Annotated in this window: 15 protein-coding genes; 5 read left to right on the forward strand and 10 right to left on the reverse strand. The window is 68.9% G+C overall.

Annotated features, from left to right (window positions below; translation table 11 throughout):
* Positions 1 to 18 precede the first annotated feature (18 nt).
* The 3 genes from secB to KS03_RS15690 all read right to left on the reverse strand — a co-directional run bounded on the left by secB (position 19) and on the right by KS03_RS15690 (position 1307).
* The gene (gene secB, locus KS03_RS15680) at positions 19 to 504 is read right to left on the reverse strand and encodes a protein-export chaperone SecB (protein ID WP_015877092.1); all 486 of its coding nucleotides are present in this window, start codon (positions 502 to 504) and stop codon (positions 19 to 21) included.
* 123 nt (positions 505 to 627) lie between these two features.
* Positions 628 to 888: a glutaredoxin 3 gene (gene grxC, locus KS03_RS15685; protein WP_015877093.1), complete on the reverse strand. Its 261-nt coding sequence runs from the start codon at positions 886 to 888 to the stop codon at positions 628 to 630.
* 11 nt (positions 889 to 899) lie between these two features.
* Positions 900 to 1307: a rhodanese-like domain-containing protein gene (locus KS03_RS15690; protein ID WP_015877094.1), complete on the reverse strand. Its 408-nt coding sequence runs from the start codon at positions 1305 to 1307 to the stop codon at positions 900 to 902.
* A gap of 135 nt (positions 1308 to 1442) precedes the next feature.
* Between KS03_RS15690 and gpmA the strand changes: the two genes are divergently transcribed.
* The 3 genes from gpmA (at position 1443) to KS03_RS15705 (ending at position 4964) form a co-directional block, all read left to right on the forward strand.
* Positions 1443 to 2189, forward strand: coding sequence for a 2,3-diphosphoglycerate-dependent phosphoglycerate mutase (gene gpmA, locus KS03_RS15695; protein WP_015877095.1), 747 nt, complete (start codon positions 1443 to 1445; stop codon positions 2187 to 2189).
* Positions 2190 to 2491: 302 nt separating this feature from the next.
* Positions 2492 to 4048: a S41 family peptidase gene (locus KS03_RS15700; RefSeq protein WP_015877096.1), complete on the forward strand. Its 1557-nt coding sequence runs from the start codon at positions 2492 to 2494 to the stop codon at positions 4046 to 4048.
* Positions 4049 to 4211: 163 nt separating this feature from the next.
* Positions 4212 to 4964 carry a HesA/MoeB/ThiF family protein gene (locus KS03_RS15705; protein ID WP_015877097.1) on the forward strand — a complete coding sequence of 251 codons (753 nt, stop codon included), beginning with the start codon at positions 4212 to 4214 and terminating at the stop codon, positions 4962 to 4964.
* Positions 4965 to 5099: 135 nt separating this feature from the next.
* On the opposite strand, the gene ptsP is transcribed toward KS03_RS15705, so the two are convergent.
* The 7 genes from ptsP to KS03_RS15740 form a co-directional block, all read right to left on the reverse strand.
* Positions 5100 to 6872 carry a phosphoenolpyruvate--protein phosphotransferase gene (gene ptsP, locus KS03_RS15710; protein ID WP_015877098.1) on the reverse strand — a complete coding sequence of 591 codons (1773 nt, stop codon included), beginning with the start codon at positions 6870 to 6872 and terminating at the stop codon, positions 5100 to 5102.
* A 222-nt stretch (positions 6873 to 7094) separates the two neighbouring features.
* A complete protein-coding gene (locus KS03_RS15715) occupies positions 7095 to 7364 on the reverse strand; it encodes an HPr family phosphocarrier protein (protein WP_015877099.1) in 270 nt (89 codons plus the stop codon).
* Between the two features lie 85 nt (positions 7365 to 7449).
* Complete coding sequence (locus KS03_RS15720; protein WP_015877100.1) at positions 7450 to 7920, reverse strand: PTS sugar transporter subunit IIA; 471 nt, start codon at positions 7918 to 7920, stop codon at positions 7450 to 7452.
* 236 nt (positions 7921 to 8156) lie between these two features.
* Entirely contained in the window at positions 8157 to 9113 is a 957-nt protein-coding gene (gshB, locus tag KS03_RS15725; protein ID WP_015877101.1) for a glutathione synthase, read from the reverse strand.
* A gap of 71 nt (positions 9114 to 9184) precedes the next feature.
* Positions 9185 to 10474, reverse strand: coding sequence for a glutamate--cysteine ligase (gshA, locus tag KS03_RS15730; protein ID WP_015877102.1), 1290 nt, complete (start codon positions 10472 to 10474; stop codon positions 9185 to 9187).
* A 254-nt stretch (positions 10475 to 10728) separates the two neighbouring features.
* Positions 10729 to 12210, reverse strand: a complete 1482-nt coding sequence (locus KS03_RS15735; protein WP_169512170.1) for an ammonium transporter — start codon at positions 12208 to 12210, stop codon at positions 10729 to 10731.
* A 35-nt stretch (positions 12211 to 12245) separates the two neighbouring features.
* Complete coding sequence (locus KS03_RS15740) at positions 12246 to 12584, reverse strand: P-II family nitrogen regulator (protein ID WP_006398175.1); 339 nt, start codon at positions 12582 to 12584, stop codon at positions 12246 to 12248.
* 348 nt (positions 12585 to 12932) lie between these two features.
* Here KS03_RS15740 and KS03_RS15745 point away from each other — a divergent pair, with 348 nt between their 5' ends.
* Positions 12933 to 13190 (forward strand): accessory factor UbiK family protein, encoded by a 258-nt coding sequence (locus tag KS03_RS15745; RefSeq protein WP_015877104.1) that lies wholly within the window; start codon positions 12933 to 12935, stop codon positions 13188 to 13190.
* Positions 13191 to 13402: 212 nt separating this feature from the next.
* Positions 13403 to 15076: a YifB family Mg chelatase-like AAA ATPase gene (locus KS03_RS15750; protein WP_039200330.1), complete on the forward strand. Its 1674-nt coding sequence runs from the start codon at positions 13403 to 13405 to the stop codon at positions 15074 to 15076.
* Positions 15077 to 15207: the final 131 nt, after the last annotated feature.

Raw genomic sequence — 15207 nt, forward strand, 5'->3', positions numbered from 1 at the left:
CCGGTTCACGCGACGCGCTCAGTTCAGCGTCGTGCCGTTCGGTGCGCCGTTGGCGGCGCCGGCCTGTTGCTGCTGGATCTGCGCGAGGCGTTGCTCGTAAAGCGCCTGGAAGTTGATCTCCGCCAGGTGGATCGGCGGGAAGCCCGCGCGCGTGATCGCGTCGGCGATGTTCGAACGCAGGTACGGGAACAGGATCGTCGGGCAGGCGATGCCGACGAGCGGATCGAGCTGCTCGTCCGGAATGTTGCGGATATCGAAGATGCCGGCCTGCTTGGCCTCGATCAGGAACGCGACCTTGTCCTTGACCTTCGCCGTCACGGTGCCCGCGACGACCACTTCGTACACGCTTTCGGCCAGACGCTCGGCCTTCACGTCGACTTCCACCTCAACCGACGGCATGTCCTGTTCGAGGAAGATCGCTGGCGAATTCGGCTGCTCGAGCGAGAGATCCTTCAGGTAGATGCGCTGGATGTTGAAGAAAGGCTGGTTTTCGACGTCGGACATGGTGGCTCCCTAAAAATGGTATGACGGCGGCCGGCTTGCTCCGGCCATCCGGTTGTTGTGTCGTGCGAAGCGCGAGGCGCGCGGCCCTCCCGGTGCCCCGGGAAGGCGGTCATTCTGCCGGAATCAGGCCGCGTCCAGAAGCGGCAGCAAGCCACCTTCGCGATCCAGCTTCGACAGGTCGTCGTAGCCGCCCACATGGGTCTCGCCGATGTAGACCTGCGGCACGGTACGGCGGCCGGTGCGTTCCATCATCTCGGCGCGCTTCGACGGATCCTTGTCGATCAGCACCTTTTCGATCTGCTCGACGCCGCGCTGCTTGAGCAGGCGCTCGGCCATCATGCAATACGGGCAGACCTGCGTGCTGTACATGAGCACTTTGTTCACTTCGCCACTCCTTATTTGACGACCGGCATGCCGGCCTTCTGCCAGGCGGCCAGGCCGCCCTGCAGCACATGGACCTCGCCGTAGCCGGCTTCGCGCACGAGCTTGGCGGCCTTGTTGGATTGCTGCCCGTTCTGGCAGACCAGCAGCACCGGAGCGCTCTTGTTCTTCGCGACCTGGCCGAGCTTGCCGGCCAGCTCCGAGAACTCGAGCGAGCGCGCCGCCGGCAGATGGCCCGTGCCGTACTCGGCGGCCGGGCGCAGATCGATCACGATCGCGTTGCGCCGGTTGATCAGTTGGGTCGCCTCGCCCGCCGACAGGCCGCCGCCGCCGCGACGCAGCGTCGGGAAGATCAGCATGCCGCCCGAGACGAGCAGGATCGCGATGAGCGCAAGGTTCGTGTAATCGGTAAAGAACGTCACGGAGAATCCGCCGCAAAAAGAGAAATCGAAAAGGACAATCGCGCCATTATAAAATATCCGTCTGTCGCGATGGCGCCGCGCTTCCGGAAGGCGTCGCCCGCCGCTTCGCTTCCTCACTACCGACCGCAAGCACTCATGCACAAGCTCGTTCTCATCCGCCACGGCGAATCGACCTGGAACAAGGAAAACCGCTTCACCGGCTGGGTCGACGTCGACCTGACCGAGCAGGGCAACGCGGAAGCCCGCCAGGCCGGCGTCCTGCTGAAGGAAGCCGGCTACGCGTTCGACGTCGCCTACACGTCGGTGCTCAAGCGCGCGATCCGCACGCTGTGGCACGTGCAGGACCAGATGGACCAGATGTACCTGCCGGTGATCCATTCGTGGCGCCTCAACGAACGCCACTACGGCGCGCTGTCGGGCCTCAACAAGGCCGAAACGGCCGCCAAGTTCGGCGACGAGCAGGTGCTGGTCTGGCGCCGCAGCTACGACACGCCGCCGCCGGCGCTGGCGGCCGACGACGAGCGCGCGCCCTACGGCGACCCGCGCTACGCGAAGGTGCCGCGCGAGCAGCTGCCGCTCACCGAATGCCTGAAGGACACCGTCGCGCGCGTGCTGCCGCTCTGGAACGAGTCGATCGCGCCCGCCATCAAGAGCGGCCGGCAGGTGCTGATCGCCGCGCACGGCAACTCGCTGCGCGCGCTGATCAAGTACCTCGACGGCATCTCCGACGCCGACATCGTCGGCCTGAACATCCCGAACGGGGTGCCGCTCGTCTATGAGCTCGACGAGAACCTGAAGCCGATCCGGCATTACTACCTCGGCGACCAGGACGCGATCGCGAAGGCGCAGGCCGCCGTCGCACAGCAGGGCAAAGCGAAGTAAGCAAAAAGTAAACGAGGCCGGCCCGCCGCCGGCCGCTCGCGCGCTGGCGGGGCCGGCCGGGCGGCGGCGCCTCGGTTTCGCGCCGGCCGGCCTGGGTGTTTTCCCGCGTTTTCAGGTGTTTCGCATCGATTCTGGCCCCCGCAGCGCCTGCCGGTGCGAACCCGCGCCACGCGGCGCTGTCGAATCCGCTTCATCAGCGCTTCGCCCCGCATGGGCGGAGCATCGGGAAGATCGGAGATATACTTGACCGTCCTCCCACCTTCACGCCATCGCCAAACGCGCTTTCCGACGCACACGACCCTATGCGAATGAAATTGAAGAATATCGGCCTCGTCGCCGCCGGCCTTGCAACCGGCATCTTCGCGACGCTGCAAATCTCGGCGTCGGCCCAGCAGGCAACGATCACGACGCCGCTGCCGCTCGACCAGCTGCGCCTGTTCGCCGAGGTGTTCGGCCAGATCAAGCGCGAATACGTCGAGCCGGTCGACGACAAGAAGCTGCTGACGGCCGCGATCAAGGGCATGGTGTCGAGCCTCGACCCGCACTCGTCGTATCTCGACAAGACCGATTACGAGGAACTGCAGGAGCAGACGAAGGGCCGCTTCGCCGGGCTCGGCATCGAGATCTCGCAGGAAGACGGCCTCGTGAAGGTGATCTCGCCGATTGAGGACACGCCCGCGTTCCGCGCCGGCATCCGCCCCGGCGACCTGATCACGCGCATCAACGACAAGCCGGTGCGCGGCATGACGCTCGACAAGGCCGTCAAGCAGATGCGCGGCGAGCCGGGCACCAAGGTCACGCTGACGATCTTCCGCAAGAGCGATGACCGCACCTTCCCCGTCACGGTCACGCGCGCGATCATCAAGGTGCAGAGCGTGAAGATGAAGATGCTCGCCCCGGGCTACGCCTACATCCGGATCACGAGCTTCCAGGAGCGCACCATCCCCGACCTCGCGGCCCGCCTGCAGGACATCGCGCGCCAGCAGCCGAACCTGAAGGGCCTCGTGCTCGACCTGCGCAACAACGGCGGCGGCCTGCTGCAGAGCGCGGTCGGCGTGGCCGGCGCGTTCCTGCCCCCGAACGCGGTGGTGGTGTCGACCAACGGCCAGATCCCCGATTCGAAGCAGGTCTACCGCGACGACTACGACAACTATCGCCTGCCGAGCTTCGACTCCGATCCGCTCAAGAACCTGCCGGCGATCTTCAAGACCGTGCCGATGATCGTGCTGACCAACGCCTATTCGGCGTCGGCCTCCGAAATCGTCGCCGGCGCGCTGCAGGATTCGCACCGCGCGCTGATCATGGGCAAGACCACGTTCGGCAAGGGCTCGGTGCAGACGGTGCGCCCGCTCACGGCCGACACCGCGCTGCGCCTGACCACGGCCTACTACTACACGCCGAGCGGCCGCTCGATCCAGAACAAGGGCATCGTGCCGGACATCCCGGTCGATCAGTTCGCCGACGGCGATCCGGACGACGTGCTGGTGACGCGCGAAGTGGACTACACCAACCACCTCGCCAACACGCAGGACCCGAACGAGAAGAAGGAACTGGAAGCGCGCGAGCAGCGCCGCCTCGACCAGTTGCGCATTCTTGAGGAGCAGAACGACAAGAAGACGCCGGAGCAGCGCGAGAAGGATCGCAATCGCAAGCCGGTGGAGTTCGGCAGCGCCGACGACTTCATGCTGCAGCAGGCGCTGGCCAAGCTGGAAGGCAAGCCGGTGCAGGAGTCGAAGTCGCTGCTGGCCGAAAGCGTGACCAAGCCGCTCGGCGCCGCGCCGGCTTCGGCGGCCTCGGCCGCGAAGGCGGGCGCGCCGGCCAAGGCCCCGGCCGCTCAGCCCGCCTCGGCCGCCCATTAACGGCCGCGCCGTCGGCACGGGCACGGGCCACCGCGGTTCGCCGCGGTGGCCCGTTTTGCTTGGGCGCGGCACGCGGCCCGTGCCCGGCCTGACGCCGCGCACGCGGGCACCGCGCGAACCCGCCTAGAATAGCGGCACGGCACTTCCCACCCGCCCCTCCGCGATGAACGACGAACAACTGCTCCGCTATTCCCGCCACATCCTCGTCGACGAAATCGGCATCGAGGCGCAGCAGCGCTTCCTCGACGCGCACGCGCTGATCGTCGGGGCCGGCGGCCTCGGATCGCCGGCCGCGATGTACCTGGCCGCCGCGGGCGTGGGCGCGATCACGCTGGTCGATGCCGACACGGTGGACCTCACCAACCTGCAGCGCCAGATCCTGCATGCGACCGAATCGGTCGGGCGGCGCAAGGTCGAGTCGGGGCGCGAGGCGCTCGCGCGGCTCAACCCCGAGATCGTCGTGCATGCGGTGGCCGAGCGCGTCGGGGCCGCCTGGCTGGACGCTGCCGTGCCGCTGGCCACGGTGGTGCTCGACTGCAGCGACAACTTCGCCACGCGCCACGCCATCAACCGTGCCTGCGCGGCGCATCGCATCCCGCTCGTGTCGGGCGCCGCGCTGCGCTTCGACGGCCAGATCAGCACCTTCGACTTCCGCGACGCGGCCTCGCCCTGCTATGCCTGCGTGTTTCCCGAGGACCAGCCGTTCGAGGAGGTGGCCTGCTCGACCATGGGGGTGTTCGCGCCGACCGTCGGCATCATCGGCGCGATGCAGGCCGCCGAGGCGCTGCGCGTGATCGGCGGCATCGGCCAGACGCTGGTGGGAAGGCTGATGATGCTCGATTCGCTGCGCATGGAATGGAACACGATGCGCATCGCACGGCAGCCCGATTGCCCGGTCTGCGGCGGCACGCACTGAGCCCGGCGCGCGCGGCCCGAAAAGCCGCCGCGCGGAAAGACCCGGCGGGCCGCCGGCCGCCGCGTCGAGGCCGCGAGTTCGAGGCGCAAGGCGAGGCAGCGCCGGCCGCATGCGGCCGGCCCCGGGCGGGCCGCCTCAGGCCACCAGGTCGGCCTTCGGCTCGGCCTGCGCGAGCTGCTTCAGCGCGAGCTGCACGTCCTCGGGCTCGAACGAGGCCAGCACGTCGGCGGTCGGCTTCTCGAGCGCCTTCAGGTGCGCGCGCAGGATCTCCTGCTTGACCACCAGCAGCTGGCTCGGATGCATCGAGAACTCGGTGAGCCCCATGCCGAGCAGCAGGCGCGTCATCGCCGGATCGCCGGCCATCTCACCGCACACCGACACCGGCACGCCCGCGCGCTTGGCCTCGCGCAGCGTGTAGGCGATCAGGTGCAGCACGGCCGGGTGCAGCGGATCGTACAGATGCGCCACGGCATTGTCGGCGCGGTCGATCGCGAGCGTGTACTGGATCAGGTCGTTGGTGCCGATCGAGAGGAAATCGACGCGCTTGAGGAACAGCGGCAGCGCGATCGCGGCGGCCGGGATCTCGATCATCGCGCCGACCCGCACGTTCGGATCGTAGGCGAGCCCGGCGTCGTCGAGCTGGCGCTTGGCCTCGCGGATCAGGTCGAGCGTCTGGTCGATCTCCTGCGCGTGCGCGAGCATCGGCACCAGGATCTTCACCGGCCCGATCGCCGAGGCGCGCAGGATCGCGCGCAGCTGGGTCAGGAACATCTGCGGCTCGGACAGGCTCCAGCGGATCGCGCGCAGGCCCAGCGCCGGATTCGGGGCGGTCTCGTAGCCGCCGTCGAGCGCGTCGAGCGGCTTGTCGGCACCCACGTCGATGGTGCGGATCGTCACCGGCATGCCGTTCATCAGCTCGACCGCACGGCGGTACGCGCGGAACTGCTCCTCTTCCTCGGCGAGCGCGTTCTCGTCGTTCATGAACAGGAATTCGGTGCGGAACAGACCCACGCCGACCGCGCCGGCCTCCACGGCCGCCTTCGCGTCGTCGGGCAGCTCGATGTTGGCGAGCAGGTCGATCTTGGTGCCGCAGAGCGTCTGCGTCGGCGAGAACTTGAGGCGCTGCAGCTTGCGCTGCTCGAGCGCCTTCTCGGACTGCCGGTACGAGTATTCCTCGAGCACGATCGGCGCCGGATCGACGATCACGATGCCCTGGTCGCCATCGACGATGATCAGGTCGTTCTGGCGGATCAGCGCGCTCGCATGCTGCACGCCGACCGCGGCCGGGATGCCCAGGCTGCGGGCGACGATCGCCGTGTGCGAGGTGCGCCCGCCCAGATCGGTCACGAACGCGTGGAACGCCTGGTTCTTGAACTGCATCATGTCGGCCGGCGCGATGTCGTGCGCGACCACGATCATGTCGTCCTTGCCGCTGGCCGCGCGGCCGAGCGCCTGGGCCGGCGACGGCGCGCCGGCCAGCGCCTTCAGCACGCGCTCGACCACCTGCTCGATGTCGGCCTTGCGCTCGCGCAGGTACTCGTCCTCGATGTCGTCGAAGTGGCTGGCGATCACGTCGAGCTGCTCGGTCAGCGCCCATTCGGCGTTGTAGCGGCGGTCGCGGATCAGGTCGATGGTTTCCTGCACCAGCATCGCGTCGTTGAGGATCATCGAATGCACGTCGATGAACGCGGCCACCTCGCTCGGCGTGTCGTCGGTCAGGTCGGCGCGCAGCGCGTCGAGTTCGCCGCGCACGGCGAGCAGCGCGGCGCGCAGCCGGTCGATCTCGGCGTCGAGCTGCTGCGCCTCGACGAGGTAATGCGCGACGTCGAGCGCCGCCGGCGCGATCAGATACGCACGACCGATCGCGATACCTCTCGAAACGGGAATTCCCTGCAGCGTGAACGACACGCGCACCTCCTGTGAGTCAGGTCAGCCGCAGCCCACCGCCGCGATGCGCATATGACCCCGACTCGTGATTATAAATTCCGCGCTCCCCGCGTGGCTGCATGCGGCGCAGCATCGGCACCACAATGATCTGTTGTCTGAACAAACGCCAATACCCAAAAGAAATGCCGCGTCGGGGCGCGGCATGGGCTGGCGAGGCGGCGCGGTCGGCCGCCCGTGCGCGGCTTACTGGCCTTCGCCGAACTTGTCGGCAATCAGCTTGAGCAGCGCGTCCATCGCTTCCTTTTCATCGGCGCCGTCGGTTTCGATCGTCACCGTGCTGCCGATGCCGGCCGCCAGCATCATCACGCCCATGATGCTCTTCGCATTGATCCGGCGGCCATTGCGCGTCATCCAGACTTCCGACTGGAAGTTGCCCGCGAGCTGAGTCAGCTTGGCCGAGGCGCGGGCATGCAGTCCCAATTTATTGACGATGGTCGTTTCTTGTTGAAGCATGGTGTTCCGTTCAGGTGAAGGCTGCCGGCGGCGCGCGCCGCCGGGGGAAAGGAAGCGTATGAATGCGCCGGGCGGGCCCGCCCGGTCAAAGCGGTTCGGTCTGCGGCTTGGGCTCCGGCGGAATCGGCGCGCACTCGCCGCAGCCGAGGCCCACGCGCGGCGGCGGCGTGCCGGCGGCGATCTCGTGGATGCCCTTGGTCGAGCCGCCCAGCGCCTTTTCCACCAGCGTGTCGATCGGCGTGGTGCGGTAGCAGACCGAGCGCACCAGCATCGGCAGGTTCACGCCGGCCAGCACGCGCACGCCGTCGAGCTTGGCGAGCTGGCCGGCGATGTTCGCCGGGGTCGCGCCGTACATGTCGGTCAGGACGAGAACGCCGTTTTCCTCGCGCAGCCGCGCGATCTCCGCATGCGCGAAGCCCATCACCTGCGACGGGTCGCTGTCCGCGAGCACGTCGATGCAGCCGATGCGCGCGGGAACCCCCCCGTAGATATGGGAGATGCAGTCCCGCAGGGCGGTGGCGAGCGGGGCGTGAGCGATGATCAGGATGCCAGCCATGTCAACCTTGCAACAATGTGGCCCGAACGCCGGACCGGATGCCCGGAAATGAACCTGCCGGGCGAACGGGCATTGTAGCAGGCCGGTTTCGGGGCCAATCCACAACGTGAATCGGGCCGCGATGCCGAACCGGCGGCGGGGGACCTGCGCGGCCGCCGCCGCTTGTCTGCGCCAGGCCGTTGCTGCCGCCTGGCCTGGCTAGATTGCGCGGGCGCCGTCCGTGCCGCGCGCGGCGCTCAGCCGACCGCGCGTTCGAGCGCGTCGACGAACATCGCCGCGACGTCGAAGCCGGTCTGCTCCATGATCTCGCGAAAACAGGTCGGGCTGGTCACGTTCACCTCGGTGAGCCAGTCGCCGATCGCGTCGAGCCCGACCAGCAGCAGCCCGCGCGCGGCCAGCACCGGCCCGAGCGCGGCGGCGATCTCGCGGTCGCGCGCGGTGAGCGGCTGCGCCACGCCGATGCCGCCGGCGGCCAGATTGCCGCGCACCTCGTTGCCCTGCGGAATCCGCGCGAGCGAATACGGCACCGGCTCGCCGCCGATCAGCAGGATGCGCTTGTCGCCCGCCTTGATCTCGGGGATGAACTTCTGGACCATCAGCGTGCGCCGGCCGTCCTCGCCGAGCATCTCGACGATCGAGCCGAGGTTCATGCCGTCGGCCTTGACGCGGAACACCCCCATGCCGCCCATGCCGTCGAGCGGCTTGACGATCACGTCGCCGTGCTCGGCATGGAACGCGCGCAGCCGCGCCGCGTCGCGCGTGACCAGCGTGGGCGCCACGAACTGCGGGAATTCGGCGATCGCGAGCTTCTCCGAGTGGTCGCGGATCGACTGCGGACGGTTGACGATCTTCGCGCCCGCGCGCTCGGCCATCTCGAGCAGCCAGGTCGAGGTCACGTACTCCATGTCGAACGGCGGGTCCTTGCGCATCAGCACCGCGCCGAACGCGGCCAGCGCGCGCGCCTCGGGCGCCGCCGCCTCGAACCAGGTGTCGCGGTGCAGGTCGTCGGGATCGCCCACGATCGTCACGCGCCGCACGTCGGCCTCGACCGAGGTGCCGCTCCAGGCCAGCTGGCGCGGCTCGCAGGCATACACCGCATGGCCGCGCCGCGCGGCTTCGGCCATCATCGCGTAGGTCGAATCCTTGTAGATCCGGAAGCAATCGAGCGGGTCGGCGATAAAGAGAATGTCCATGCGGGTCCTGAATGAGGCTTGGCTGAATGTCGGGGGCGGTGGCGAGGCTGGCCGCGGCGGCGCGCGGCCGCTCAGACCTGGATCGCCTCGGGGTCGGTCTTCTCGAGCTCGATCGACGAGGCGAGCAGCCCCAGCCGGCCGACCACGCCGTACATGTAGAAGCGGTTGGGCGGCGCCGCGCCGGGCAGCGCGCGCGCATCGGGCAGCGCCGTGTGCTCGAAGCCGAGCGGCACGTAGTGCATGCCGGGCGCGTTGAGGTTCTGGTCGCGCTCGCGCGCCGCATGGGTGCGATAGAAGCCGCCCACCACGTAGCGGTCGATCATGTAGACGACCGGCTCGGCCACGTCGTCGCCGATCCGCTCGAAGGTGTAGACGCCTTCCTGCACGATCACGTCGCTGACGGGCAGCCCCGCCTTGGTCTCGGACATCTGCGCGCGTTCGAGCTTGGTCAGCCCGCCGATCTCGGAGGCGTCGTGGATCGTCATCACGCCGCGCCCGGCGGTGCCCGCGTCGGCCTTCACCACCACGTAGGGCTTCTCGCTGATGCCGTATTCACGATACTTGCGCGCGATCTTCTTGAGCACCGCGTCGATCGCGTCGGCCAGCGCCTCGCCGCCGTTGCCGGCCTGCCAGTCGATGCCGCCCACGTGCGCGAAGTACGGATTGACCATCCACGGGTCGACGCCCACCATCTTCGCGAACTTCTTGGCCACCTCGTCGTAGCAGGCGAAATGGGTGGACTTGCGGCGCACCGCCCAGCCCGCGTGCAGCGGCGGCAGCAGGTATTGCTCGTGCAGGTTCTCGAGCACGTCCGGAATCCCGCCCGACAGGTCGTTGTTGAGCAGGATCGAACAGGGATCGAAGTTCTTCAGGCCGAGCCGGCGCTGCGAGCGCTCGAGCGGCTCCAGGACGATCTTCGTGCCGTCGGCGAGCGTGATCGGCGTGACGTCGGTCACGCTCGGGTCGAGCGAGCCGAAGCGCACGTTCAGGCCCGCCTGGCGCATGATCGTCGCGAGGCGCGCGACATTCTCGAGATAGAACGCGTTGCGCGTGGGCAGCTCCGGAATCACGAGCAGCCCCTTGGCATCCGGGCAGATTTTTTCGATCGCGGCCATCGCCGCCTGGACGGCGAGCGGCAGCACTTCGGCCGGCAGGTTGTTGAAGCTGCCGGGGAACAGATTGGCGTCGACGGGCGCGAGCTTGAAGCCGGCGTTGCGCAGATCGACCGAACAATAGAACGGCGGCGTGTGTTCCTGCCACTCGAGGCGGAACCAGCGTTCGATCGCCGGCGTCGCGTCGAGGATCTTCCGCTCCAGCTCGAGCAGCGGGCCGTTTAACGCCGTAACGAGATGGGGAACCATGAATCACTCGCGAACAGGAGAAAAAAGATTGTAGAGCAAATACCCTGCCGATTTGGGGATTGTTCCCGCGATAGCAAGGATTGTCCGGATCTTTTCTCGCTATTGACCCGATTACCGGAAGGGTTATCCCGGCCGTGCCCGGTCCGCGAATAAAAAAGAACCCGCCGGAAAGGCGGGCAGAAGTCGCTGCGCTCATTCTGTGGGCGGGGCGGCCGAATGGCGCCGCCCCGCCGGATTACCGGTGCGTCATTCGATCATTCGACGTGTTCGCCATGCAGGATCACGTCCAGACCCTCGCGCTCTTCCTCTTCCGAGACGCGCAGGCCCATCACCATGTCGATCACCTTCAGGATGATGAAGGTCACGATGCCGCTGTAGAGCAGCGTGATCGCCACGCCCTTGGCCTGCACCAGCAGGCTGCCGTCGAAGCCGCCGATGTCCTTGACCGCGAACACGCCGGTCAGCAGCGCGCCGAGAATGCCGCCCACGCCGTGCACGCCGAACGCGTCGAGCGAATCGTCGTATCCGAGCTTGATCTTGAGCCAGGTGGCCGACCAGAAGCAGACCACGCCCGCCGCGATGCCGATCACGAGCGCACCGCCCACGCCGACGAAGCCGGCCGCCGGGGTGATCGCCACCAGCCCCGCCACCGCGCCCGAGACGATGCCGAGCACCGAGGGCTTGCCCTTCGCGATCCACTCCGCGAACATCCAGCCGAGCGCGGCGCAGGCCGTGGCGATCTGCGTGGTCAGCATCGCGAAGCCGGCGCGGCCGTCAGCGGCCACCGCCGAGCCCGCGTTGAAGCCGAACCAGCCCACCCACAGCATCGAGCCGCCGATCAGCGTCAGCACCAGGTTGTGCGGCGCCATCGATTCGCGGCCGTAGCCGACCCGCTTGCCCAGCACGAGCGCCGCCATCAGGCCCGCGATACCGGCGTTGATGTGGACCACCGTGCCGCCCGCGAAGTCGAGCACGCCGTCGGCGGCCAGCCAGCCGGTCGGCTCCCAGACCATGTGGGCGATCGGCACGTAGACGATCAGCGACCAGATCGTCATGAACACAAGCATCGCCGAGAACTTCATGCGATCGGCGAACGCGCCGCAGATCAGCGCCGGCGTGATGATCGCGAAGGTCATCTGGAACACGCAGTAGACCGATTCCGGGATCGTGGTGGCGAGGTGGCTGACGGTCAGCGAGGTGGCCGTGTCGCCCTTCACGTAGGCCATGCCCGACAGCAGCACGCGCGAGAAGCCGCCGATGAAGCCGTTGCCCGGCGTGAACGCGAGGCTATAGCCCACCACGGTCCAGAGCACCGTGATCAGGGCCGTGATCGCGAAGCTCTGCATCACCGTGGCCAGCACGTTCTTCTTGCGGACCATGCCGCCGTAGAACAGCGCGAGGCCCGGAATCGTCATGAACAGCACGAGGGCGACCGAGGTCAGCATCCAGGCGGTATCGCCCGAGTTGATCTTCGACGAATCGACCGAGAACGGCGCGGTCGGCGCGGCCGGTGCGGCGGCAGCCGAGGCGCCCGAAGCCGGTGCGGCGGCCGCGGCGCTCGTGGCCGAAGCGGAGGCGGCAGCCGGGGCCGCGGCGGGCGCGCTGGCCGACGCGTCGGAGGCGACGGCGGCCGAAGCCACGGCAGGCGCGGACGACGCGTCGTCGGCCAGCGCGGCGCCGATGCCGGTCGCGACGAGCGAGCCGGCCATCAGCAGGGACATCAAAAGTTTACGCATGTTGGTTTCCTCTTGTCGCTTGTCGTTCTGATGATTTACAGGGCGTCGGCGCCCGTCTCCCCGGTGCGAATCCGGATAACCTGTTCGATCGGCGTGACGAAGATCTTGCCGTCCCCGATCTTGCCGGTGCGGGCCGCCCGCTCGATCGCCTCCACCGCCTGGTCGACCAGATCGTCGGACACGGCGGCCTCGATCTTCATCTTCGGCAGGAAGTCCACCACGTATTCGGCGCCGCGATAGAGCTCGGTGTGGCCCTTTTGGCGGCCGAAGCCCTTCACCTCCGTGACCGTAATGCCCGAGACGCCGAGCGCCGAAAGCGCTTCGCGCGTCTCATCGAGCTTGAACGGCTTGATGATTGCGGTAATCAGTTTCATGAAGTCCTCTCGCTTTCTGGTTGTCCGATCGGTGGTCCGACCAACCGCGTTGCATGGGTCGCGGAAATACACTCAGCAACTCGCGTGCCATGTCGCCGCCCCGCCCCCCGAGAAAGCCCCGCGAGGGCGTGCCGGAGCCGGCCGAACGGCCAACGTCGCGGCACTTCGGTGGCGCGCGCAATCGAAGGTTGTTAGAGTGCTCGGACGTTCGGGACCTCCGGCGCGCCGCCATGCGGCGCGCCATGCCCGAAAACGGGCCGGCGGCACGCACCAGATTCGCTCATGCGCGCCTCGCGGGCACGAATGCAACGAGAATTGCACATTTTTTGTGCAGAGAAGGGGATCACCATGAAACAACCCAGCGACGTTTTCAACGATCTGCAGTCGCGCGTCAGCGACCTGCTCAAGAATTCGCCGGCCAAGGACGTCGAGCGCAACGTGAAGGCCATGCTGACGCAAGGCTTTTCGAAGCTCGACCTCGTGACGCGCGAGGATTTCGACACGCAGACGCAGGTGCTCGCCCGCACCCGCGCGCGCCTGGAAGAGCTCGAGCGCCGCGTGGCCGAACTGGAGCGCAAGCTGGCCGAGCGCCCCGCCGGCGACTGACGCCGCGGCCTCGCCGGGAGGGCGGCCCGCGGGCGCCGCCCCGTCCTGGCGGCCCAGCTCCGCCCCGGCCCACCGGCCGCGGCCCCGTCCGTCGTTTCCCCCGTAAGCCAGACCCGCTGTTCCAACCGATACGCGCCACGCCGGCAAGCGCGCACCTCAACGGATTCCCCGGACGGGCGGCCACCGCCCGTCCGGCACCCAGGAGTGCCACCATGTCGCTTGCCGTCGTGCGCAGTCGTGCGCCCGCCGCCGGCCACGCGCCGGAAGTCACCGTCGAAGTTCATCTCGCGAACGGCCTGCCGTCGTTCTCGATCGTCGGCCTGCCCGACACCGAGGTTCGCGAAAGCCGCGAGCGCGTGCGCGCGGCGCTGCAGAACTGCGGCTTCGAATTCCCGGTGCGCCGCATTACCGTCAATCTCGCCCCGGCCGACCTGCCGAAGGAATCGGGGCGTTTCGACCTGCCGATCGCGCTCGGCATCCTCGCCGCCAACGGGCAGTTGCCGCCCGACGTGCTCGACGGCCGCGAATTCGCCGGCGAGCTGTCGCTGACGGGCGCGCTGCGGCCGATGCGCGGCGCGTTCGCGATGGCCTGCGGAACCGCGCGCGGGGAACTCGCTGGCGGCCTCCGGCGACGCGTGAGCGCGGCGCCGGGCGCCGCCCCGTCGCGCGCCGGCCCTCCCTGCGGCGTCGCCCAGGCCGGCGCGGACTGCGCACCGCGTGCCGCCGGCCGCTGCCGCGAACGGCTCGCGCCGCCGCGCCCCGACGGCCCCGAACTCTACCTGCCGCTCGACAGCGCGGCCGAGGCGGCGCTGGTGCCCGGCGTCACCGTGTTCGGCGCGCCCGACCTGCCCACGCTGTGCGCGCACCTGGCCGGCGCGGCCGACGCCAGACTCGCCCCGGTTGCCGCGCCGCCGCCCGCGCCGGCACCGGGCGCCGCGCCGCCCGATCTGGCCGAGGTGGTCGGCCAGCACGGCGCCCGGCGCGCGCTCGAGATCGCCGCGGCGGGCGGCCATCACCTGCTGATGATCGGGCCGCCCGGCGCCGGCAAGTCGATGCTGGCCGCGCGGCTGCCGGGGCTGCTGCCGCCGATGACCGACGACGAGGCGCTGACCTCGGCCGCGCTGCTGTCGGCGAGCCGCGTCGGCTTCTCGCCCGGCCAGTGGCGCCAGCGCCCGTTCCGCACGCCGCATCATTCGTCGAGCGCGGCGGCACTGGTCGGCGGGCGCAATCCGCCGCAGCCGGGCGAGATCACGCTCGCGCACCTGGGCGTGCTGTTTCTCGACGAGCTGCCCGAATTCGACCGCCACGTGCTGGAAATGCTGCGCGAGCCGCTCGACACGGGCCGCATCACCATCTCGCGCGCCGGGCTGCAGGCCGACTTCCCGGCCGCGTGCCAGCTGGTGGCGGCGATGAACCCCTGCCCGTGCGGCTGGCGCGGCGACCCCGGCGGCCGCTGCCGCTGCTCGCCCGAGGTGGCCGCGCGCTACCTGCGCAAGCTGTCGGGGCCGCTCCTCGACCGGATCGACCTGCAGATCGCGCTGCCGGCGCTCTCGCCGGCCGAGCTGGCCGAGCGCGCCGCCACGCCGGCCGAGTCCAGCGCGGTGGTGGCGAGCCGCGTGGCCGCCGCGCGCGAACGCCAGCAGGCGCGCCAGCGCAAGACCAACCAGCGCCTGAGCGGCCGCGAGACCGACGAGGTATGCCGGCCGGGCGAAGCCGGCGAGCGACTGCTGCGCGAGGCCGGCGAACGCTTTCGCTGGTCGGCGCGCGCCTATTACCGGGTGCTGAAGGTGGCGCGGACGATCGCCGACCTGGCCGGCGACGCCCAGCCCGACGCGGCCCAGATCGGCGAGGCGATCCGCTACCGGCGCGCGATGGAACTGGTGTGAAACGGCAGGCGCGCGGACCGCCCGGGTCGCTGCCGGCCGGTGCCGCCGCGCGCCGCCGCTGGCCGCTGCTGGCCGCAAACCTTGTTTCGGTCGAAATTTCTCGCTGTCAAGGCTTGACTTATACACATTTA

It is taken from the genome of Burkholderia glumae LMG 2196 = ATCC 33617, from assembly GCF_000960995.1.
Lineage (GTDB): Bacteria > Pseudomonadota > Gammaproteobacteria > Burkholderiales > Burkholderiaceae > Burkholderia > Burkholderia glumae.